Here is a 21,063-nt window from a genome sequence, read left to right as displayed (position 1 = left end):
TTCTCCAAATGGCAAAGAATGGCCTGGCGCTGATCCGCCGGGCGGGATAGCCGAAGGGACGAAAACGTGACCATTCAAAAAAACTGGCAAGAACTGATCAAGCCGACCAAACTCGAGATCAAGCCGGGTGAAGACCCGCGCTTCTTGGCAACCGTCGTTGCCGAGCCGCTCGAGCGTGGCTACGGTCTGACCCTTGGCAACGCGCTGCGCCGTATCCTGCTGTCTTCTCTGCAGGGTGCCGCCGTGACTGCCGTTCAGATCGATGGCGTTCTGCATGAGTTCTCGTCGATCCCGGGTGTCCGGGAAGATGTCACCGACATCGTGCTGAATATCAAGGAAATCGCCATCCGCATGGAAGGCGAGGGTCCCAAGCGCATGGTCGTGCGCAAACAGGGTCCGGGTGTTGTCACCGCCGGTGATATTCAGACTGTTGGCGACGTCGAGGTTCTCAATCCGGAACTGGTGCTCTGCACGCTGGATGAAGGCGCTGAAATCCGCATGGAATTCACCGTCAACACCGGCAAGGGCTACCATTCTTCCGATCGGAACCGTCCGGAAGATGCGCCGATTGGCCTTATCCCGGTCGACAGCCTCTACTCTCCGGTCAAGAAGGTCTCCTACAAGGTGGAAAACACCCGTGAAGGCCAGGTTCTTGACTATGACAAGCTGACCCTGACTGTCGAAACCGATGGTTCCGTCAAGCCGGAAGACGCCGTGGCATTCGCTGCACGCATTCTGCAGGATCAGCTCTCCATCTTCGTCAACTTCGAAGAGCCGCAGCGTGAAGTCGCCGAGGACAGCGTCCCGGAACTGGCTTTCAACCCTGCGCTTCTGAAGAAGGTCGACGAGCTGGAACTGTCTGTACGGTCTGCAAACTGCCTGAAGAACGACAATATCGTGTATATTGGCGATCTCATTCAGAAGACCGAAGCGGAAATGCTGCGGACCCCGAATTTCGGCCGCAAGTCGCTGAACGAAATCAAGGAAGTTCTCGCCCAGATGGGTCTCCATCTCGGCATGGAAGTTGCCAACTGGCCGCCTGAGAACATCGATGATCTCGCCAAGCGCTACGAAGACCATCAGTACTAAGGGCGTACGCGTCCTGTGAGGATCAACCGGGCAAGAGTTCAACCAGAAGAACTGACTGCCTGAAAGAAAAAGGAGAGGGCCATGCGCCACGGTAAATCCGGCCGCAAGCTCAACCGGACCTCTAGCCACCGTAAGGCTATGTTCGCGAACATGGCAGCGTCGCTGATCAAGCACGAACAGATCGTAACGACCCTGCCGAAGGCTAAAGAAATGAAGCCGATCATCGACAAGCTCATCACCCTGGGCAAGCGCGGTGACCTGCATGCACGCCGCCAGGCCATTTCGCAGATTCGCGATGCGGCAATGGTTGCCAAGCTGTTCGAAACGCTCGGTGAGCGTTACAAGGACCGCAGCGGCGGTTACTCCCGCGTGCTGAAAGCCGGCTTCCGCTATGGCGACAACGCTCCGATGGCTGTCATCGAGCTGGTCGACCGTGATCCGGAAGCACGCGGTGCTGAAGACCGTGCTCGCGTTGAAGCTGAAGAAGCAGCTGAAAACGCAGCGTAATAATTGCCGCAATGGCAATCGGGAAAGGCGGGCAGATTTGCCCGCCTTTTTTTGTTGTCTTCGTGACTGTCCTCCCAAACGTATTCTTTTCGAATAATGAGACCGCAATTATCAATGATTTAAGGAAAACTGCCTAGCTTCTAGCCATGCCTCCTGGACTAGTGGGAGAGGCTGGGGAGATTTACTGTGATAGCCAAAACGAATTCCGCTTCTAAGAAGAGGTCGCCTTCTCTTCGACTTTCTTTTGTTATTCCGGCTCTGATGATCGTGATTACAGTCGCCGCATGTGCGGCGGTGGGTGTCATCGGCTACATGACCGGTCGCGACGGATTGCAACAAGCGGCAGAGGCCGAACTTGGCATGGTCATCACAGCGCGAAACGCGCTCCTGCAGTCGCGCCTGCACGCAGCTGAATCCCAGATCGTGAACCTGGCGTCCAGCGTTTCGGATCCGTTGAGCAACCTCGGCAACGCGACCATGAACCTTGCCAAGGAAAAGGACGAAATTCTCGGCCTGTTCCAGGCGCCGCAGAGCCCTGAAGAACGTGCAGCGGTCACAGGCAAGGAACAGAAGACAATGTATGCCTGGCGCCACACCGAGGCGCACCCGGCGTTCTACAATGTCTGGAAGAACGGCGGCTTCGCAGATCTTTATCTGCTCGATAACGCCGGTCTCATTCTTTATTCGGTCACCAAGGGTGACGAATTCCTGTCCAAGCTTGGTGAAGGCAGTGTTGCCGAAGGGACCGGCCTGGAGATGGTCTACAATGCTGCCAAGGAGCTGGGTGAGGGGGAGATCGCTGCCAGTGTCTTTGCACCCTATACCCCTGCCGGCGGAAAGGGCTCTCTGTTCCTGGCATCGCCCGTGTTCATGAATTCGTTCGGTACGATCAGCCTCAGCGGTGTTGCGGTCATGCGGATCGATTCCGATTTCCTGAGTGAAGTTGTCGCGAACCGTGAAGACCTGGGGGAGACCGGTCAGGTTTACGTGATCAACCAGGACGGCCTCGCGCTCAGCGACATGCCGCTTGCAGGTGCGCCAACCGCGCTCAGCACCAGCGTTTCCAGCGGACCGGCGATTGAAGCTGCCGCCGGCACCGCTTCAGCCGGTATCGTTCAGGGGGCTGATGGTGTTGATGATCTTGTCGTTGCCCGTCCGCTAGCCTTCCAGGGGCAGAACTGGGCCATCGTTGCGGAGAAGAGCGTTGAAGAAACGCTGTCTGCCGTCATTCGCATGCGCGATCAGATGTTCCTCTGGTCGCTTGCAACAATTGCCGTTGCAGCCGTCATTGCCCTGTTCTTCTCCCAGTCGATCACCCGTCCTCTCACCACGCTTGTAGGGGCTCTCAACGCGATTGCCTCCGGTGATCTTGGTGCAGAGATCAAGGCTGCGAACCGCAAGGACGAAATCGGCGACATCGGCCGAGCCGTTCTCCAGATCCGCCAGAACGCGGCTGAAGAAAACGAGCGTCGTGCAGCCGAGGAAGCCGATGATGCGAGACGTCAGGCCGAGCAGCGCCAGGAGATGCTGGCAAGCCTTGCCGGCGACTTCGAAGCGACCGTCGGCACTGTCGTCGACAAGGTGGCTCATACCGCTGCAACCTTGCGCGAATCGGCGAACAAGATGCGCAGCATGACCGACATGGCAGGCGAAACATCTGCCAATGCGGCCACCATGTCGGAAGAAACTCTGGCCGAAGTGGAATCGATCGCAGCAGCTTCCGATCAGCTTTCCAGCTCGATCCAGGAAATCTCGACGCTGATCGAACGCTCTTCCAGCGTTGCTGCCGAAGCTACCAAACGTGCGGAAACGACCAACGATACGGTGCGGTCGCTTGCGGAAGCTGCCAACCGGATCGGCGAAGTCGTCACGTTGATTTCCGATATCGCCGACCAGACCAACCTTCTGGCCCTTAACGCCACCATCGAAGCCGCACGTGCGGGTGAAGCCGGCAAGGGCTTTGCGGTGGTTGCCTCCGAGGTCAAGGATCTTGCGTCCCAGACAGGCAAGGCAACCGGCGAAATCCAGCAGCAGATCGATGCCATCCGCGGAGCGACCGACGATGCGGTTGATGCCATCGGCGACATCCAGAAGACCATCGACGAGATTACAAAGTCGGTGAGCGAAGTTGCTGCAGCCGTTACCGAGCAGAGCTACGCGACGCAGGGCATTGCAGAGAACACTCAACGGGCCGCCGGTGGAACCTCCAAGGTTACCGAGGACATCCGCAACGTTTCTTCTCTGTCGAACGATACCAACATGGCTGCACAGAACTTCTCCGAAGAAGCAGCGGACATGGCATCGAAAGCTGAAGAACTGGATCACGAAGTGCGCAGCTTCCTTGCGCAGGTTCGTTCGGCCTGAAGTAAGCCTGCATGATGAAAAAGGGGCCGCCGGAAATCCGGCGGCCCCTTTTGTATTTGCCTCTTTTCCTCCCTATCTGCCATGTATCGCGATGGATATGAGAAGATTCGAAAAAGAGGCACCCGCCATGCGCCTGGTTCTGACCAGCTTTACGCGTTCCCTTGTCATAGCGGGCCTGGCCGGCCTGATCGGTATGTCTGCTGCGCTTTCGCAGACCGTGCAGCCGTCTCCGGCCGATCTTCGGCTTGTTCCGCAAAGCGATGCGCAGATCAAACTCTCCTTCGCGCCAATCGTGAAAAAGGTCGCGCCGGCGGTGGTCAACGTTTATGCCAGCCGCAAGGTGGTGCAGCGTCGGCAAGTTTCGCCCTTCATGGACGATCCCTTCTTTCGCCGGTTCTTCGGCCAGCCCGGCGGGAACGACAGGCCACGGCAGAGGGTTGAATCGTCCCTTGGATCCGGCGTCATCATTTCGAGTGATGGTACGGTGATCACCAACCATCATGTGATTAAGGACGCGGACGACGTTCGCGTCGCCCTGAACGACCGTCGTGAATTCGATGCCGATATCGTTCTCATGGACGAACGTACCGACCTCGCGGTGCTGAAGATCCGGGGTGATGGACCTTTCGAGAGCATCGACTTTGCGGATTCCGACAGCCTTGAAGTCGGCGACATCGTGCTTGCCATCGGTAACCCGTTCGGTGTCGGCCAGACGGTTACCCAGGGCATCGTCTCGGCCACGGCTCGCACGCAGGTCGGCGTGACGGACTTTCAGTTCTTCATCCAGACCGACGCTGCAATCAACCCGGGCAACTCCGGCGGTGCGCTTGTCGATATGACCGGCAAGCTGGTTGGCATCAACTCGGCCATCTATTCTCGCTCCGGCGGCTCCAACGGTATCGGCTTTGCCATTCCGGCGCATATGGCGCGTTTCGTAGCGAAAGCTGCAGATCATGGCGGCAAGGTGCAGCGGCCATGGCTAGGGGCGACCGTGCAGCTTGTGAATGCTGAAATCGCCGAAGCGCTGTCTCTCGATCGGCCACGCGGTGTGCTTGTGACGGCAGTCTTTGATGGGTCTCCTGCCTTTGAGGCCGGGCTTCGGGTCAGCGATCTGGTGATTGCGGTTGACGGCAAGGAAGTGACCGACCCCAATTCCTTCGGCTATCGTTTCGCAACAAAGATGATTGGCGAACAGACCGATTTTGTTGTCCTGAGGGACGGTGCGGAAGAGCATGTGACCGTGTCGCTGCAGCCGGCTCCCGAAACCATTCCACGGGACACGCGCGAACTTGTCGACTATTCGCCCTTCGAAGGCGCGACGGTCATGAATCTTTCGCCTGCCGTTTCCGAGGAACTGGGAATGGAAGGGATTTTCGACGGTGTCGTGATCGCCGAAGTGAAGCGCGGCAGCACCGCGGACCGTGTGGGGCTTCGCCCGGGCGACATCATCCGCGGCATCAACCGGCAAACCGTCGAAACTACCGAGATGCTGGAAGGTATCACCAAGAAGCCACCGCGTGTTTGGCAGCTCGATATCGAGCGGGACGGCAAGGTTTCACAGCTCATCCTGCGCGGTTAGGAGACAGTGTGAGCGATCTGTTCGAAGCTTCCGGACTAAGCCAGTCCGGCCCGCGGCCACTGGCGGACCGGATGCGACCGACCAAACTTGCGGATGTGGTGGGGCAGGATCACCTGCTCGGGCCGGAAGGCACGCTGTCGCGCATGCTGAAGACGCGGACGCTTGGTTCGTTGATCTTCTGGGGGCCGCCGGGTACCGGCAAGACAACCATTGCCCGGTTGCTGGCCAATGAAACGGACCTTGCGTTCGAACAGATCTCGGCGATCTTTTCCGGTGTTTCGGACCTGAAGAAGGTGTTTGAAACGGCTCGCGCCCGGCGCATGAGTGGCAGGGCAACGCTGCTCTTCGTTGACGAGATCCATCGGTTCAACCGGGCGCAGCAGGACAGCTTCCTTCCGGTGATGGAGGACGGCACGATCACGCTGGTTGGTGCGACCACGGAAAACCCGTCCTTTGAGCTTAACGCGGCCTTGCTGTCGCGCTCTCACGTCATGACGTTCCATTCCCTTTCCGCGGACGCCATCGAAAAACTGTTGGCGCGGGCAGAGGAGTTGGAAGAGCGTAAGCTGCCGCTTGACGAGGAAGCCCGACGAGTGCTGATCCGCATGGCCGATGGCGACGGCCGCTCTTCTCTTACCCTGGCAGAAGATGTCTGGCGCGCCGCAGGAGAGGACGAGGTCTTCGATGCCGAGCGCTTGCAGGAAATTGTCCAGAGACGGGCGCCGATCTACGACAAGAGTGCTGACGGCCATTACAATCTGATTTCCGCGCTGCACAAGTCCGTGCGGGGTTCCGATCCCGATGCCGCCCTCTACTGGTTCTGCCGGATGCTGGATGGCGGGGAGGACCCGCTCTATCTTGCCCGGCGTCTTATCCGCATGGCGGTTGAGGACATCGGGCTGGCCGACCCCAATGCACTGGTGCAAGCCAACGCAGCCCGTGACGCTTACCAGATGTTAGGGTCGCCCGAAGGGGAATTGGCGCTTGCGCAGTCGGTGATCTATCTTGCAACGGCGCCGAAATCGAACGGTGCTTACGTGGCCTACAAGGCGGCGATGCGGGATGCCAAATCCAGCGGCTCTCTACTGCCGCCCAAGCATATTCTCAACGCGCCCACCAAGCTGATGAAGCAGGAAGGGTACGGCGACGGCTATCAATACGACCACGATGCTCCCGACGGCTTTTCCGGTCAGGATTATTTTCCCGAGCAGTTGGGCCGCAAGACCTATTACGACCCACCCCAGAGAGGGTTTGAGCGGGAACTGAGAAAACGTCTGGAGTTCTGGGACAAGCGGCGCAAGGAACGAGGCTGATCCGAGTAGCCTGAAAGATCAGGCGGTTTCGGTGGATGTCAGACGGTCGAGGGCGCTCTTGAGTGTGGCGATCAGCCTGTCCCGGTCTTCCGGTGCCATCGTGTCGGAAATCTTGTCCAGCTGGCGAGACACCAGGTCGACCTCCAGATCATCCTTGACCGGAACGGGTTCCTTCAGGCCGATTACCTCGTAGGTGGAGACCGGATAGGCAATCCCCTTGACGTTGACTTCACCATTTTCAGCGCATTTGATCTGCTCTTTCACCTGCGAATAGGTTTCGAAGGAGATCAGGATAGAGCCTGGTGTGGCAAGACTTTCCAGGCGTGAGGCCGTGTTCACGCCACGTCCGATGATGGTGTAGTCCAACCGGTCTTCGCTGCCGAAATTGCCCACGGTGCAATAGTCCGTATGGATCCCCATGCGGCATTTCATCGGTTTGGAGATACCGGCTTCCCGCCAGGCACCCTGGAGCGCCTTCATCCGGTCCTGCATGTCGATGGCCATGCGTACGCAGGCAAGCGCGTCCTCGGTCACACCACGTGTTTCCGGGTCACCGAAAAAGATCAGGATGGCGTCGCCGACGTATTTGTCGATGGTCGCGCCGTAGCGCAGCGCGATATTCGACATCTCCGTCAGATACTGGTTGAGGATTGCCGTGAGTTCTTCTGATTCAAGCCGGTCCGCCGTTTCGGTGAAGTCGGCGATATCGGAGAAGAAAACCGTCAGTTTCTTGCGTGTGGACGCAATCTTGACTTCCTGACGGCCTTCGAAAATGGATTGATAGACCTGAGGCGAAAGGTATTTGGCAAGCTGCCGCGAAAGTGCCTCGAGCTTGGTGGATTGATCCGCCAGCTGGTCCTCGACCGCTTCGCCATGCTCGATGGTCGCCTCGTACAGGAGGCGCAGATCTTCCAACTCGGATCGCAGATAGTCGTTCTCTTCCTGCAGGGATTGCAGCGAGGTCGTCTGGTCGGCTTGCCCGGTATCATCGGAGCTTTGGGCAGCTGTATCTACACTCTTGGCCATTTCATTCCGCGTCGAAAAGGTCTGGTCTCATTGTCTGTTTTATAATGCTGAACTTTAAAGAATCACTGTCGGATCCATGAACTATCTTAGCGGAATATACAGGTCAGGCGGGGGAAAATCGTAGCAGGCTTCAGAGCGCCAAGTTCCCGGCAAGCCTCGTCGTCAAACCATGTTTGCATAGAAGTGATCGGGCGGGAGCATAGTTCCGCCATGTCTTGATTGGCGAATGGAAAGGTCCGCCGCATAAAGATAGTAGCCATTCTTTCGTGTTAGGACTTCAACATGTTCCCCACGGTGACCTCATGAAGGAAATCGAACTCAGATTGGCGCTGGTGTTTTATGGCGGCGTTTCGCTTGCCATCTACATGCATGGCGTAAGCCGGGAAATCCTCAACCTTGTTCGGGCGTCGAGCGTTCGCCTTGACCGCAAGTCGAACGGTTCTGCCCAGGAAGTACCCGATCAGGAGCTTCCTCCGGTTCAAAGTGCCTACAAGGATCTGCTCGATCTGTTGTCCTCCGTTGCCGACATCCGGGTGGTGGTTGACGCAATTGCCGGCGCGTCTGCAGGTGGCGTCAACGGCATCATGCTTGCGCGGGCCATCACCCACGACCTGCCACTCGACAGCCACAGCGAGATGTGGTTGGAAAATGCCGATGTTACGCGTTTGGCCCGGCCACAGGCCGGTTTGTCCCGGTACCTGAAGATTTCCATTTCGCCGGTGCTCGATCAGCTGATTTCCACACGGCTGACAAAGCAGATTGAAAGCGCAGAAACGCGCGAGAAGCTGCGACTGTTCATGCAGGCGCGTTGGTTCACACCGCCGTTTTCCGGTGAACGGTTCATCAGCTGGATGCTGGATGCCTGCCAGAAGATGGAGGACGGTGCCGTGCCCGGCCGCAGTCTGATCCCGCGTGGTCAGACGCTCGACCTGTTCGTGACGATCACCGATTACAACGGCATCAAGCGGCGCATTCACCTGGACGATCCGGACTATGTCGAGGAGTGGGATCATCGCCGGATCCTGAGTTTCCATGCCGCGCACAGAATGCCAGGAGATATCGAAAGCCAGTTCGATGCCGACAGCATTCCGGAAATTGTCTTTGCGGCTCGTGCGACGTCCTCGTTTCCAGGGGCGTTCCCTCCTGCAACGGTTGCGGAAATGGAGCGGGTGCTGGTCGATCACGACCTGACGTGGCGCAACCGGGATGCGTTTCTTGCAAGAGGGCTGAACCTGACTTCCGAGACGGCCGGTCAGCATTGTTTTGTCGATGGCAGCGTCGTCATGAACAAGCCCTTTGCGCCGGTGATTGACGTTATTCAGGATCGGCCGGCGGTGCGCGAAGTTGCCCGGCGGCTGATCTATGTGGATCCGTCACCAGTGGTTCCGGTCGAAACGGATAGCTCCGTTTCGGAGCTGCCCGGGTTCTTCCGCGTGATCCTGGCTTCGCTCGCTCATATTCCGCGCAATGAGCCCATCGGCGATGATCTGAAAGAGCTTGAACAGAACAACCGGCGCAGCCGCTGGCTCTCGCAACTGATCGATGATGCGGGGCCTATGGTGGAAAAGGCGGTGGCGGGCATTTTGCCAAAGCGGCGCCGGGTGACACCTGACATTCTTTCGTTATGCCGGAAGCAGGCAACCGTGGCCGCATTCGAGCAGGCAGGGTTCGCCTTTCTCAATTATCAGTCCCTGAAACTTCATTCCCTGGCTGAGCGGCTGGCAGGCCTGACGGCGCGGCTCAGCGGGCTGGACAGTGCACGTGGCCAGGAAGAAGCCCTTCTGGGACTGTACTCGCGTCACACCAGCCGCCTGACAGCCGAGAGCAAGGACATCCTGGGGCGCACGGACCCGCATGTTGTTGCCTTGTTGCGCGGGCTGGATGTCGACTACCGGATACGCCGGCTTCGCTTTGCGGTGCGCAAGCTCAACGGCTTCTATCACTATCGTCCGGGCTCCGACTTGCCGCCGCCCAATTTCGAGGCGCTCGATCAGATGAAGGGATTGCTCTACGAGCAGATCGATCATCTGGGTTGGCGCTGGAATGACCGGTTTTTCGGTGGCCGCAGCCGGGAACTCGCCGAAACGTTCGTTCGGGCAGCGGAGGCGGGTGGTCCGGACGCTGCCGAGCATGTCCAGCCAATGCTGAAATCCCTGACACAGATGATGGGGCTTGCCGATCTGGACAGGCTTCAGGACGAACTCTTTGCCGAGACGGCCCGAAACCTTCTCGACAAGAGCCGTCACACATCCCTGATGGGAACCTATATCGGCTTCGGTTTTTTCGATCTGATCACCTTTCCCGTGTTGCAGCGCAACGACTTCTCGGAGGTGACGGAAATCCTGGTCGACCGCATCAGCCCGACCGACGCGGCAAGCCTTTATACGGAAGGTTTCGACCTCAAGGGCAAGTCCCTGAATACGTTCGGTGCCTTCTTCAATCGCGGCTGGCGGGAACATGATTATCTGTGGGGACGTCTCAACGCTGCCGACAGGCTGGTCAGCATCGTTCTGTCTGCGGCAGGTGAGGGCACTTTGCCGCAGATCCAGGTAAACCAGGCACGCGCGCGGATCTTTCTGGCGGTTCTGGAAGAAGAACGTGGCAAACTTTCTGATATTCCAGAGGAAATAGACCGGGTCGACAAGCTGGTCCGGTCGATCTATCCCGATTTCGCTCATGTGACGGAAAGCGTCTGACCGGGTAATATTCATAATTTGGCAAGTCATTCCTTGACGTGAGGTCCGCTCTTTCGCTACGCACAAAAGTGGCCAGGGAATTGCGCGTGGATATTTGAGTTGATGACTTTTATTGCCGAACATTTTGGGACCGGCCCGGAGGTGTTTCTGGGTTTCTTTCTGATGCTTTACGCTTCCAGCTTGATCGTGCTGTTCACGACCGGCCTGACCATGACGGTGATGAACAGGCGTCACCCGGACCGCAAGATCCAGAAGCGCCAGCCGACCCACGATGCCCTGCGCGATATCAAATCTTCCATGGGGCAGCTGTCGATCACGAGCTGCTGCCTTTCCATCGGCCTTTATGCCCAGCTGCGTGGCTGGACGCTGTTCGACCCTGTCGCGTTGTCCTGGTGGTCTGTGCCGTTGTTCTTCGTCATCTCGTTGGCCCTGCACGATACCTGGTTCTACTGGGGGCACCGGATCCTGCACACCAAGATGTTCTACAGGTTTCACAAGCCGCACCACATGACGGTGACACCGACAGTCTGGTCCAACGATGCAGGCTCCAGTGTGGATACGCTGTTCGCCCATTCCTATTATGCGCTTGTGCTATTCGTTGTGCCTATTCCGCCGCTGGTTTTCCTGGGCCACCGGTTGTTCGACCAGGTGTCGGCCGCCATTGGCCATTGCGGCTATGAGCATTTCGCAAGCCCGAGCGCACGCAAACCCTGGCCACTGCTGTGCACGCTCTACCACGACCAGCATCACCAGTATTTCGTCTACAACTACGCCAACTACTTTTCCTTCTGGGACCGGTTCTGCGGCACTATCCATCCGACCTATGACGAACGGGTGGAAGGGTTCGAGGCGCTTTATGCCGGCACCGGCAAACAGGAAAAATCATGATGGGGCTACTCGTCGATTACCTCATCGTTCTGGCGCTCACCTACGCGGCCATGGTGGCGGTCTATTTTGCGACCGGGTTCACAATGATCGCGATAAATGCCCGTCATCCTGACCGGCGAATCCAGAAACACCGTGACGGCATGAAACGCCAGGCAGAGGAAATCCGCGCCTCCATGAAGGCGTTGGCGACATCTTCCGTCCTGCTGTCGTCCGGATTTTTCGCACAGACCCAGGGTTGGACACTGTTCGCTCCGCTGGAACTCAGCTGGTGGTCGTTTCCGCTGATGTTCGCCGTTTGCTTCGTCCTGTTTGATGCCTGGTTCTATTGGGGGCACCGGATTCTTCACTGGCCGTCGCTCTACAAGTTCCATGTGCCTCATCACCGCTCGATTGCACCGACGGTCTGGAGCAACGACAGCTCGACCACGGTCGACACCTTGATCGAGCATTTTTTCTATTTTCTGGTCTGGTTCGTGCTGCCGGTGCCGGCCTTGAGCGTTTTTGCCCTGCGGTTGTTCGACCAGATTTCAGGCATGGTCGGCCATTCGGGGTTTGAATATTTCGCGTCCAAGTCGTCGCGATTCCCTTCGCCGCTGATTTGCACGACGTTCCATGATCTGCATCATTCGCAGTTTCACTACAATTACGGTAACTTCTTCTCGTTCTGGGACCGGATCTGCGGAACGGTGCATCCGAAGTACGATGTGCTGGTGCGGTCCATGGAAGAGACCGGGGAAATTCCGGATTCGGAAGAAACGAAAGTCAAGGCAACCGGGTAAGCCCGCACAGTACTCACATGTGTCAGCCAACCGACCAAATGGATGTATGAAGAGATATGCTCGATCAGGCGCTGACGATATTGCTTGAATTCCTGCCGATTTACGCGGCGTGCTACGCTGTGAACGTGTTCCTGTATTTTGCGACCGGCTGGGTGCTGGTGAAAATACAGGACCGGCACCCGGAGCGGCGTATTCAGCAGAATCGGCGTGGTGAAAAGCGCATGTGGAAGGAAATCCGGGCCAGCGTCTATTCGTTGACCGTGACCGCGGGCTGTCTTGCCGGCGGCATCTTCCTTTCGATGAAGGGCTGGACCCTGGTCGCCCCGCTGGAGCTGACCTGGTGGTCGGCAATCCTGATGTTTGTCGTTTCCATCCTGGCTTTCGATACCTGGTTCTACTGGGGCCACCGGTTCATGCATACGAAGGCGATGTACCGCTTTCATGCCGAGCATCACCGCTCGGTCGCGCCGACTGTCTGGAGCACCTATTCCGACGATCTGGTCGATGCCTTTGTCATGCAGAGCTATTATCTGTGGGCGGTCATCTTCCTGCCGATCCCGATCCCCGTGCTGATCGTTCACCGGCTGTGGGACCATTTCAATGGTACAATCGGCCATTCCGGTTTCGAATTCTGGGCGTCGCCGATGTCGCGTATGCCTTCGCCGATGGTCTGCGTGACTTTCCACGACCAGCACCATTCGCGCTTCCGCTACAATTACGCCAATTTCTTTTCGTTCTGGGACCGTGTCTGCGGCACCATCGACCCGAAGTACGATGAACAGGTCAAGGTGTTTGAACAGATGGGCGAAAAATCGGCTGCAAAGCCGGCGGCTCCCGGCGAATAGGGCTTTCCCTGGCCTGGCAGATTCCGTGATGGTTCACCCATGCATGGATTGAACTCGGCGTATTCAGGGACGGCTGGGACCAGTTAGAAGCGGGGCGACGGTTTGAAACATCTTTTGCTGGTGATGCTGGGCGGTGGTCTGGGTGCGGGCGGACGGCATCTGGTGTCGCTTGCGACGCTCCGTTTGTTTGGGCCGGGTTTTCCTGTCGGAACTCTTACTGTCAACGTCGTCGGCTCACTGGCCATGGGGCTTTTCATCGGTTGGCTGGTTCGCCATGAGACCGGCAACCTGCAGTCATTGCGCTATTTCGTGGCGACCGGCTTCCTCGGCGGCTTCACGACATTCTCAGCGTTTTCGCTCGACACCTCAGTGCTGTGGGAGCGCGGCGACACGCATCTGGCACTCGTGTATGTTCTTGCCTCTGTCGCCTTGTCCATTCTTGCCGTGTTTGCCGGACTGATGATCATGCGCCAGGTCGCGACTTAAGAATTCCTTCCCTTTCGGGCCGATTCCGCCTATACGCTGCGGAACGAATTTTCCCCCCGCCTTGATGCAGGGGCGATGGATGTGCGTCACGGCGGCAGGCCGGATGCCGAATTTGAGAAAAACATGTCCGCGATTGAACAGAAACAAGTGTCCGCCGATGAGGCGGGCATGCGCCTCGACCGTTGGTTCAAGTCCCATTACCCGGGCCTTGGATTCGGTCATTTGCAGAAACTGTTGCGTACGGGGCAGGTCCGCGTCGACGGCAAGCGTGCCGAGACGAACACCCGTATCGCCAAGGGGCAGATGATCCGTATTCCACCTCTCGGGGTGGAACTTCCAGCGGACGACAAGAAGAATGCCAAGCCGAAATCCACCAAGCTGATTGCTGATGACCGCAAGGCCATTGAGGACATGCTGCTGTTTGAAGACAGCCAGGTAATGGTGCTCAACAAGCCGGCAGGTCTTGCTGTTCAGGGCGGTTCAGGCCTCAAGCGCCACCTGGATGGCATGCTGGACGCCTATACCGACCGCAAGGGCAACAAGCCGCGTCTGGTGCACCGTCTCGACCGTGAGACCTCCGGCATCATTCTGGTTGCCCGTACGCGTCAGGCCGCGCAGGAACTGACGAAGGCCTTCCGTCACCGGAATACCCAAAAGATCTACTGGGCAATCCTGGCGGGTGTTCCGAAGCCGTTTCAGGGCCGCATTTCCACCTTCCTGGCCAGAAATGACGGCGAAGAACGCATGCAGATCGTGCGTCAGGGCGACGATGAGGCACAGCACGCCGTGTCGCTCTATTCCGTCTTCGAAAAGTCCGGCCAGAAGCTTTCCTGGGTGACGATGAAACCGGTGACAGGCCGAACGCACCAGTTGCGCGCACATGCGGCTCATATCGGTCATCCGATCATCGGTGACGACAAGTATTTCAATATCGAGAACTGGGAGCTGCCGGGTGGTATCCAGAACCGCCTGCATCTGCTGGCACGCCGGATCGTGATCCCGCATCCGTCGGGCCATGGCACGATCGATGTTTCGGCGCCGCTGCCGCCGCACATGCAGCAGACCTGGAATCTGCTCGGATTTGATGCAACGGACTATGATCCGGAAGTGGATGATCCGGACGACTCGCTCAACAAGCGCTGATAGCACTTCTCTGCTTTGCCAGAAGCCTAGCTGCCGGCGGCGGGATAGATCTTCAGATTGAAGCTCTCGTCTTCCGCTGGTGGCTGAAAGTGGCTTGAGATTCGGTCGAACTCGGCCTCGGACACCGAGAACTCGTGCTTGCCGGCAGCATTGCGCTGGCGAAGCCGTTCCTTGCAGACCTCATCCGGCACATCGAGAAAATGAAGCTGATGCTTGCACTCGACCTTGTCGGCAATGGCGCGCATCCATTGCCGGCTTTCTTTCGTGTTGGCATGAAAGTCCAGTACCACGGAAAGACCGCTTTCCAGCAGGGCTGCCACATGCGGCGCTATCGTTTTTCTCAAGAGTGACGAACAGCGGACAAAATCAGCGAGGCTGGACATCTGGTCAGCGTAGAGACCGGACAGCCAGACGTCTTCCCGCAGGAGAATGTTGCCGGGACGTTCGGCAAAGCGATCCGCCAATGTCGACTTGCCGGAAGCAACCTTGCCGCAAAACAGATGTAGAGTTGGAGCGTCGTCAGATCGTAGCATTTGATGGGGAGCTCGCTGTCGGATGTTTGCAAACCTGCTGGACGTAATCAAACGCCCTGAAACAGTGCACCCAGGATCACCGACGCAAATGTGATGCACACAACGCCCGCCACCAGTTTCCAGGCATCCGAGCGTTTCCTGAGACCAGGCCAGCCAAGCGGTTTGATCACCTGGATCGCGGCAACCATGAACAGCAGCAACAGGATGATCTTGGTCAAGAAAAGCTCCGGGCGGGCAGGGCGCTATGCTGCAACGGCAATTGCCTGATTGACGCCGTCAGACAAGAACGTGCTGGCGGCCTCAAAACGATGAAACATCCCGCTTTCGACTGAAAACGGGATGTTTAGAAGGCATATCCAATCCGGCAGTTGCCTGCAAGGTCAGGCTCCGGTGCTCCGCTGAAGTTTTGCCATGTAGGTCGGCAGCTTTTCCATCGACGGAACGACGATCAAGGTCTTCACGTGGCCGCGTTTGAATGCGTTCAGGAACTTGTTGTAGTCCTTGAAGGCAACACAGCCATGGGAACCAATGGAGCGGCGCAGCAGACGCGTATGGGTCAGCATGCCGTCACGGCCTTTCATGGCAGCACGGTCCTGCGGCAGCATGCGAATGGCCTCCACGCCATGGAAGCGCCGTTCGCGCATTCTCAAGTTGTAGATGTTGGGCGGCGTCGGGCCGAGCATCTTCACGTGCGAAAACTTCGGATTGTCCATCCGGTGTCCAATGCCGGAATGAGCCTCCAGCTTGGTGCCGTCCGGCATGTGAACGGTTGCGGCGCTGATGTCATAGACGGCGATTTTGCTGCCTGCACCGGGAAGTCCGGGCTTGGCGCTGCCGAACAATTTGCCGAGACCGCCGAACACTCCGTTTTCATCATCTTCGGGATTTCCTGGCGTTGCATAGGCCAGAACGGGAGACGCTTGTTCAGGCTTTTCCCTGCCTTCAGGACGGTTTTCTGCAACCACAGGCGCGCTGCGGCGCGGCGGTTCGGGTTTCATGTCCGGGGTCGGCGGCAGAATGGCGCCGGGTTTGGCCGGATTACCTGCAGCCATGGCAATGTTCACGGCCGTCTGTTCAGGTTTTGCAGCAACATTCGTCTCTGCTTCAGCCGCGGTGCCGACGCTTTGTAACGCTGCGACCTCGACATTCGGCGCAGTGCCATCGGCTGCCGGTTCATCGAGCGCGGCAACACTTGTGGTTTCTGAAGCAGCTTGATGGGCCAGAAGTGTCTGGGCGAGTTTCAGCCTTGCGAGCTTGGCGGCAAGGGCCACCTTCGCAGCCTTTTTAGCCTCGGCCTCGAGTGCCGCCGCTTCCGCCTTGAGGGCAGCTTCTGCTTTCGCAGCTATTGCTGCTGCCTGTTCAGCGGCTTTTTCCGCTGCAAGAGCGGCCTCCGCTTCGGCGCTTTGCCGTTTTTTCGTTGTCAGCGCTATCGGGGCCAGACCAAGAGAAGCTGTGGCAGGGGTTGTCTGCGCAAGCGTCAATTTCTCCTGCGGCTCAGTGCCGGCGGCGACAAAATGAGACGGGTCGATCGAGGTTCCAAGATAAGTGGCGGTTCCGGCCAAACCGGATATCACCAAAGTTGCCCCCGCGAGGATCGTATAAAAAGTCCGGCTGGTCTTCCGGGATGTTGCTTGCCCCTTCAGGCCGACCTTTTGTTTCTTCTGAATCATTCAGACAAAACCACTCTGTTACGCCGGTCTTGTTCGACCGCGCTCCAAATTCGTATCCTTTGGTGACAATCTTGCCCCAAACGTTCATGCCCACCCGCCTGCAGCAGTATCGTCGATCATGGTAACCAAGTTCTTTACGATAAATATGCAAGCGGCCAAGAGACCGGTAATCACTCTAAAGAGGCAATTTTCGGGCGGTTTTTCAAAATTGGCGATATCCAAAGATTGAACGTCAATTTGCCGCAGACTGTGGAAGTCTTTGCCTATTGTTGAATTTACCAATCAATGACGTAGATGTCGGCAAAACTTCCAATCCGGCGCAGTGTCAAATGTGCTCTTGACCCCCGGGGGAAAACCCGGCACATGCGGGCTACTTTCCGTTCGCTTGGCACAGGATGCCCATGTATCTGATCATCTTCGACGTCGACGGCACGCTGGTGGACAGTCAGAAAACCATTTTGCAGGGCCTGCAGGTCGGTTTCGAGGCTGCAGGCCTGCCCATGCCTGACCGGGAAACGGCGCTCTCAATCGTCGGACGGTCGCTGGACGAGGCTTTTCTGGATCTCGTTGGACCTGAACACCAGGACAAGATCCCGGTGATGTCCAACGCCTATAAACAGGCCAAGTGGTCCCGCAGGAGGGAAGGGTTGGATCTCGACCCGCTTTATCCGGGTGCTCGCGAGGCTATCATGCGGTTGAATGCGCGTGACGATGTCCTTCTTGGAATTGCCACCGGCAAAGCGATGCGTGGGGTCACGCACATGCTGGATACCCATGATCTGCATGGACGCTTCGTGACCGTCCAGACAGCTGATACCTCGCCCTCCAAGCCTCATCCGGACATGGTGCTGCGGGCAATGGCGGAGACCGGAGCGGACAGGACACGAACCATCATGATCGGTGATACCGGATTTGACATGGCGATGGCCAAGGCCGCCGGCACACATGCCTTGGGCGTTGCCTGGGGGTATCATGATCATGACCGGCTGAGTGCTGATGGTGCAGACAAGATCATCCAGACCTATGCCGAGCTGGATTTGGCACTTGGTGAACTTCTGGATTTCGACAAGGAAACAATGTGATGCGCGACTTTCTTGAAACCTTGCAGGAAGATGCGGCCAAGGATCCGGAGCAGCGGGCGCGCGAACTCTCCCGGCGCGAATTGCCTAAGCGTTTCTACAAGGAAGCAGCCCATGTTGCCGTGGACGGCGGTTTCGCGATCCATCTGGACGGAAGGCCCGTCAAGACACCGGGCAAGGCGGCCTTGTTGCTGCCGAGTGAGGCGCTTGCTGCAGCGGTTGCCGCCGAATGGCAGGCACAGCAGAAGGAAATCAATCCGGCCACCATGCCGCTGACCCGGATTTCCAATTCAGCGCTTGATGCAGTCAGCATTCGGTTTGGCGAAGTGGCTGACGATATCACCCGGTTTGCCGGCAATGATGCGCTGTGCTACCGCGCGGACGATCCGCAAAGCCTTATCGACACCCAAAGGCGCTTGTGGGATCCGGTCGTGGACTGGGCAGGCGAGTTGCTCGGCGGCCGTTTCGTGCTGATCGAAGGTGTCATTCACGCTGCCCAGCCGGAACCGCTGCTTGTCGCCTATCGGGCCCGACTTTCCGGCCTGACCCCGATGCGCCTCGCAGCGCTCCATACGATCACCAGCCTGACAGGCTCCGCGCTCCTGGGGCTTGGTCTGCTGGAAGACTACCTCGACGCCGATGCCGCCTGGACGGCCGCTCATGTGGAAGAGGACTTCAACATCGAGCGCTGGGGCGAAGACGCGGAAGCTGCTCTCGTCCGGGCCTACAAGCGCAAGGAATTCGACGCGGCGGTTTTGATCCTGCGAGAAGCGTAACAATTTCCCTGCGATGTGGGGTGGAGCGTATTCGCTTCACCCCAAGTAGAACGTCGTTGCCATCAGAAAGAAAATGAGCACGCCGAGGACGTCGTTGGACGAGGTGATGAAGACACCGATGGCCATGGCCGGGTCAATGCCGATCTTGTCCAGAATGATTGGTATGGTGGCGCCGACCATGGCCGCAAGCGTGGTGACGCACAGCAGTGACAGCGATGTGGCCAGGGCAAGGTGCAGCGGGTCTTCCAGCGGCACGATCAGCGAAGCCACGAGCACAAGACAGCCCAGGATCGTGCCGGCGATAGCGCCGTTGAAGAGCGCCGCCACCAGTTCCTTCAGCAGGCGGTAGAAGATATCGCCAGACCACAAGGCTCCGGTCGCAATGCCTTGCACCGCCACAGCGGAGGCCTGCAGGCCCGCGTTTCCGGCCATCGACATGGTGACGGGAATGAAAGCGGCCAGGATGGCGGCTTCCGCCAACTGGTCTTCATAGGAACCGACCACCGTTGCAGCAACGCTGGCCCCCACCAGACCGGCGAGCAGCCAGGGGAGGCGGCCGCGTACTATACGCAGCACCGTGTCATCCGACCTGGCTTCTGAGGAAACGCCGCTCATCAGCAGCATGTCTTCGTTGGCTTCATCCGAGGCGATGCGTGTCAACTGCTTGGGCGTGATCCGGCCGATCAGGTGGCCTTCTCCGCTGACGACCGGCACGGTGCGCATGTCGCGTTTTCGGGCGAGCCGCAGCACTTCTTCCTGGTCGGTGTCCGTGGACACGGCAATCACGTCGCGGTTCATGAAGCTGGACAAGGGGGCGTCCGCCGGCGCGAGCAGAAGCTTGCCGACTTCCACAGTTCCGGTCAGTTTGCCGTCGGCATCGGTCACATAAACCGTAAAGACCTTGCGAATGCGGCTGGCTTCCGCGCGCATCTGCGCGACGGCTTCGCCGGCGGTGCAGGTTTCGGGAAGGGCGACGAACTTGCGGGCCATCACGCGGCCCGCCGTGTCGTCGGCATAGGAACCGCGCGTTGCGATGTCTTCCACATCCGGCAAGCGCGCGATCAGTTCGTCCGCGACATCGTCCGGAAACTCGTTGAGAATTTCGATGGTGTCTTCCGGATCGAGACCGGCGAGAATATCCCGAAACTGCTCAAGAGTGGATTCTTCCATCAGGATCGAACGGAATTCCGGTCGAAGCTCAGCAATGACCTTGATCGACGGGTTGGCCGGCAACCACTGGAACAATTTGCGGGCCTGTTTCAGGCGCAGCCGCGTCAACAATTGCATGACGTCGACGGGGTCCCAGCGCTTGAGCAGTTCGACCAGCTGCGTGCGCTGGCCCGACTTGATCATCTCGCGCACGGCCCTGAGCGCAACATCATTGATTTCCAGCGGTTCGTTAGCCGGCTCCCTGGTCCATGCGGTTGGATCAAGCTCGGCGACGTCGCTGGAATTGCTCATGGATACTCACTTTCCGGAAGAGTCCGGTCCGCTTCTACTGATCGATTGTGACGTCCGCCTGACAGTTTCCTGCCGGATCAGACCTCAAATTCCTCAATATCGGCAAAGGCCTGCCGCAGCTTGTCTGACCAGCCCCGGGACAGTTTCTGGAAATACGGGTCGTCCTGCTGGATGCGCACCTGGCGGTCGGTGGAAAAGCTGTCGGTGTTGTAGAGCAACATGTCGATGGGCATGCCGACAGACAGGTTCGACCTCAGCGTGCTGTCAAAGGACAGCAGCACCAGCTTGGCCGCTTCACCGAGGCGCATGTCCGCACGCGTGACCCGGTCCAGGATCGGCTTGCCGTATTTGTGCTCGCCGATCTGCAGATAGGGCGTGTCTTCACAAACCTCGATGAAGTTGCCGGCCGCATAGATCTGGAACATGCGCGGTTCCTCACCCTTGATCTGGCCACCCAGAATGAAGGTGACGAAGAAGTTTTCCGCACTTGTTGCAAGGGCTTCGCCGTCGATCGCCTTGACCTCACGAACCGCACTGCCGACGAGGCGGGCAACCTGGAACATGGTTTTTGCGGTCATCAGCGTCGCCCGGTCGCTTTCCGCGGACGTGATATGCTCACTCAAAAGCGAGACGACGGCCTGGGTGACGGCAAGGTTGCCGGCCGAGAGCAGGGTGATCACCCGCTCGCCTGGCTCTTCCCATACATGGAGTTTCTTGAAGGTGGCAATGTTGTCGACACCGGCGTTGGTGCGTGTGTCCGCGGCGAACACCAGCCCGCGATCCAGTTTCAAGCCAACGCAATAGGTCATTCCCAAGCCCTCAGACTGCG

18 protein-coding genes and 1 pseudogene are annotated in these 21,063 nt (G+C 58.2%); 13 read left to right on the top strand and 6 right to left on the bottom strand.

Annotated features, from left to right (window positions below; all coding sequences use genetic code 11):
• Positions 1 to 66: 66 nt before the first annotated feature.
• From J7447_RS28295 to J7447_RS28275, 5 genes are all read left to right on the top strand, one after another.
• Positions 67 to 1,089 (top strand): DNA-directed RNA polymerase subunit alpha, encoded by a 1,023-nt coding sequence (locus J7447_RS28295; protein ID WP_006936426.1) that lies wholly within the window; start codon positions 67 to 69, stop codon positions 1,087 to 1,089.
• 81 nt (positions 1,090 to 1,170) lie between these two features.
• Positions 1,171 to 1,596, top strand: a complete 426-nt coding sequence (gene rplQ / locus J7447_RS28290) for a 50S ribosomal protein L17 (RefSeq protein ID WP_055654713.1) — start codon at positions 1,171 to 1,173, stop codon at positions 1,594 to 1,596.
• 261 nt (positions 1,597 to 1,857) lie between these two features.
• On the top strand, positions 1,858 to 3,960 hold the full coding sequence (locus J7447_RS28285; protein WP_022998252.1) for a methyl-accepting chemotaxis protein: 2,103 nt from the start codon (positions 1,858 to 1,860) through the stop codon (positions 3,958 to 3,960).
• Positions 3,961 to 4,087: 127 nt separating this feature from the next.
• A complete protein-coding gene (locus tag J7447_RS28280) occupies positions 4,088 to 5,539 on the top strand; it encodes a DegQ family serine endoprotease (RefSeq protein WP_055656607.1) in 1,452 nt (483 codons plus the stop codon).
• 71 nt (positions 5,540 to 5,610) lie between these two features.
• On the top strand, positions 5,611 to 6,852 hold the full coding sequence (locus J7447_RS28275; RefSeq protein WP_208997915.1) for a replication-associated recombination protein A: 1,242 nt from the start codon (positions 5,611 to 5,613) through the stop codon (positions 6,850 to 6,852).
• A gap of 18 nt (positions 6,853 to 6,870) precedes the next feature.
• Here the strand turns inward: J7447_RS28275 and J7447_RS28270 are convergent.
• Positions 6,871 to 7,704: pseudogene (locus J7447_RS28270) on the bottom strand (adenylate/guanylate cyclase domain-containing protein); the annotation flags it as partial.
• Positions 7,705 to 8,180: 476 nt separating this feature from the next.
• Between J7447_RS28270 and J7447_RS28265 the strand changes: the two are divergent.
• The 6 genes from J7447_RS28265 (at position 8,181) to J7447_RS28240 (ending at position 14,715) form a co-directional block, all read left to right on the top strand.
• The gene (locus J7447_RS28265) at positions 8,181 to 10,574 is read left to right on the top strand and encodes a patatin-like protein (protein ID WP_209171585.1); all 2,394 of its coding nucleotides are present in this window, start codon (positions 8,181 to 8,183) and stop codon (positions 10,572 to 10,574) included.
• A gap of 102 nt (positions 10,575 to 10,676) precedes the next feature.
• Positions 10,677 to 11,462, top strand: coding sequence for a sterol desaturase family protein (locus tag J7447_RS28260; protein WP_209171584.1), 786 nt, complete (start codon positions 10,677 to 10,679; stop codon positions 11,460 to 11,462).
• Positions 11,459 to 12,241 (top strand): sterol desaturase family protein, encoded by a 783-nt coding sequence (locus J7447_RS28255; protein ID WP_209009645.1) that lies wholly within the window; start codon positions 11,459 to 11,461, stop codon positions 12,239 to 12,241. The genes J7447_RS28260 and J7447_RS28255 overlap by 4 nt, the downstream gene beginning before the upstream one ends.
• A 56-nt stretch (positions 12,242 to 12,297) precedes the next feature.
• A complete protein-coding gene (locus J7447_RS28250) occupies positions 12,298 to 13,086 on the top strand; it encodes a sterol desaturase family protein (RefSeq protein ID WP_022998259.1) in 789 nt (262 codons plus the stop codon).
• Between the two features lie 102 nt (positions 13,087 to 13,188).
• Positions 13,189 to 13,572, top strand: coding sequence for a fluoride efflux transporter CrcB (gene crcB / locus J7447_RS28245; RefSeq protein WP_077292688.1), 384 nt, complete (start codon positions 13,189 to 13,191; stop codon positions 13,570 to 13,572).
• Positions 13,573 to 13,695: 123 nt separating this feature from the next.
• Positions 13,696 to 14,715, top strand: a complete 1,020-nt coding sequence (locus J7447_RS28240; RefSeq protein WP_187306531.1) for an RluA family pseudouridine synthase — start codon at positions 13,696 to 13,698, stop codon at positions 14,713 to 14,715.
• Positions 14,716 to 14,741: 26 nt separating this feature from the next.
• Here the strand turns inward: J7447_RS28240 and J7447_RS28235 are convergent, their stop codons facing one another.
• The 3 genes from J7447_RS28235 to J7447_RS28225 all read right to left on the bottom strand — a co-directional run bounded on the left by J7447_RS28235 (position 14,742) and on the right by J7447_RS28225 (position 16,918).
• Positions 14,742 to 15,248, bottom strand: a complete 507-nt coding sequence (locus J7447_RS28235) for an ATP-binding protein (protein WP_209171583.1) — start codon at positions 15,246 to 15,248, stop codon at positions 14,742 to 14,744.
• 47 nt (positions 15,249 to 15,295) lie between these two features.
• Positions 15,296 to 15,466: a hypothetical protein gene (locus J7447_RS28230; RefSeq protein ID WP_209171625.1), complete on the bottom strand. Its 171-nt coding sequence runs from the start codon at positions 15,464 to 15,466 to the stop codon at positions 15,296 to 15,298.
• Between the two features lie 162 nt (positions 15,467 to 15,628).
• Positions 15,629 to 16,918 carry a tlde1 domain-containing protein gene (locus tag J7447_RS28225; protein WP_209171582.1) on the bottom strand — a complete coding sequence of 430 codons (1,290 nt, stop codon included), beginning with the start codon at positions 16,916 to 16,918 and terminating at the stop codon, positions 15,629 to 15,631.
• 401 nt (positions 16,919 to 17,319) lie between these two features.
• Here J7447_RS28225 and J7447_RS28220 point away from each other — a divergent pair, with 401 nt between their 5' ends.
• Positions 17,320 to 18,000, top strand: a complete 681-nt coding sequence (locus J7447_RS28220; RefSeq protein WP_209171581.1) for an HAD-IA family hydrolase — start codon at positions 17,320 to 17,322, stop codon at positions 17,998 to 18,000.
• Entirely contained in the window at positions 18,000 to 18,773 is a 774-nt protein-coding gene (locus J7447_RS28215; RefSeq protein WP_075282987.1) for an ATP12 family protein, read from the top strand. The genes J7447_RS28220 and J7447_RS28215 overlap by 1 nt, the downstream gene beginning before the upstream one ends.
• 36 nt (positions 18,774 to 18,809) lie before the next feature.
• Here the strand turns inward: J7447_RS28215 and mgtE are convergent, their stop codons facing one another.
• Complete coding sequence (gene mgtE, locus J7447_RS28210) at positions 18,810 to 20,234, bottom strand: magnesium transporter (RefSeq protein WP_075282986.1); 1,425 nt, start codon at positions 20,232 to 20,234, stop codon at positions 18,810 to 18,812.
• A 77-nt stretch (positions 20,235 to 20,311) separates the two neighbouring features.
• Positions 20,312 to 21,043, bottom strand: coding sequence for a proteasome-type protease (locus J7447_RS28205; protein WP_022998268.1), 732 nt, complete (start codon positions 21,041 to 21,043; stop codon positions 20,312 to 20,314).
• Positions 21,044 to 21,063 lie beyond the last annotated feature (20 nt).

The sequence above is a fragment of the Labrenzia sp. R5_0 genome (assembly GCF_017743835.1).
Taxonomy (GTDB): domain Bacteria; phylum Pseudomonadota; class Alphaproteobacteria; order Rhizobiales; family Stappiaceae; genus Roseibium; species Roseibium algicola.
This window is presented reverse-complemented; position numbering and strand designations above follow the sequence as displayed.

What these genes read in the sequence shown, in the direction of transcription:
- J7447_RS28260 (WP_209171584.1), top strand. Translation starts at nt 10,677, where the DNA reads ATGACTTTTATTGCCGAACATTTTGGGACCGGCCCGGAGGTGTTTCTG.
- J7447_RS28255 (WP_209009645.1), top strand. Translation starts at nt 11,459, where the DNA reads ATGATGGGGCTACTCGTCGATTACCTCATCGTTCTGGCGCTCACCTAC.
- J7447_RS28250 (WP_022998259.1), top strand. Translation starts at nt 12,298, where the DNA reads ATGCTCGATCAGGCGCTGACGATATTGCTTGAATTCCTGCCGATTTAC.
- J7447_RS28235 (WP_209171583.1), bottom strand. Translation starts at nt 15,248, where the DNA reads ATGCTACGATCTGACGACGCTCCAACTCTACATCTGTTTTGCGGCAAG.
- rplQ (WP_055654713.1), top strand. Translation starts at nt 1,171, where the DNA reads ATGCGCCACGGTAAATCCGGCCGCAAGCTCAACCGGACCTCTAGCCAC.
- J7447_RS28285 (WP_022998252.1), top strand. Translation starts at nt 1,858, where the DNA reads ATGATCGTGATTACAGTCGCCGCATGTGCGGCGGTGGGTGTCATCGGC.
- J7447_RS28275 (WP_208997915.1), top strand. Translation starts at nt 5,611, where the DNA reads ATGCGACCGACCAAACTTGCGGATGTGGTGGGGCAGGATCACCTGCTC.
- J7447_RS28225 (WP_209171582.1), bottom strand. Translation starts at nt 16,918, where the DNA reads ATGATTCAGAAGAAACAAAAGGTCGGCCTGAAGGGGCAAGCAACATCC.
- J7447_RS28220 (WP_209171581.1), top strand. Translation starts at nt 17,320, where the DNA reads ATGTATCTGATCATCTTCGACGTCGACGGCACGCTGGTGGACAGTCAG.
- J7447_RS28215 (WP_075282987.1), top strand. Translation starts at nt 18,000, where the DNA reads ATGCGCGACTTTCTTGAAACCTTGCAGGAAGATGCGGCCAAGGATCCG.
- J7447_RS28280 (WP_055656607.1), top strand. Translation starts at nt 4,088, where the DNA reads ATGCGCCTGGTTCTGACCAGCTTTACGCGTTCCCTTGTCATAGCGGGC.
- J7447_RS28240 (WP_187306531.1), top strand. Translation starts at nt 13,696, where the DNA reads ATGTCCGCGATTGAACAGAAACAAGTGTCCGCCGATGAGGCGGGCATG.
- J7447_RS28265 (WP_209171585.1), top strand. Translation starts at nt 8,181, where the DNA reads ATGAAGGAAATCGAACTCAGATTGGCGCTGGTGTTTTATGGCGGCGTT.
- J7447_RS28205 (WP_022998268.1), bottom strand. Translation starts at nt 21,043, where the DNA reads ATGACCTATTGCGTTGGCTTGAAACTGGATCGCGGGCTGGTGTTCGCC.
- mgtE (WP_075282986.1), bottom strand. Translation starts at nt 20,234, where the DNA reads ATGAGCAATTCCAGCGACGTCGCCGAGCTTGATCCAACCGCATGGACC.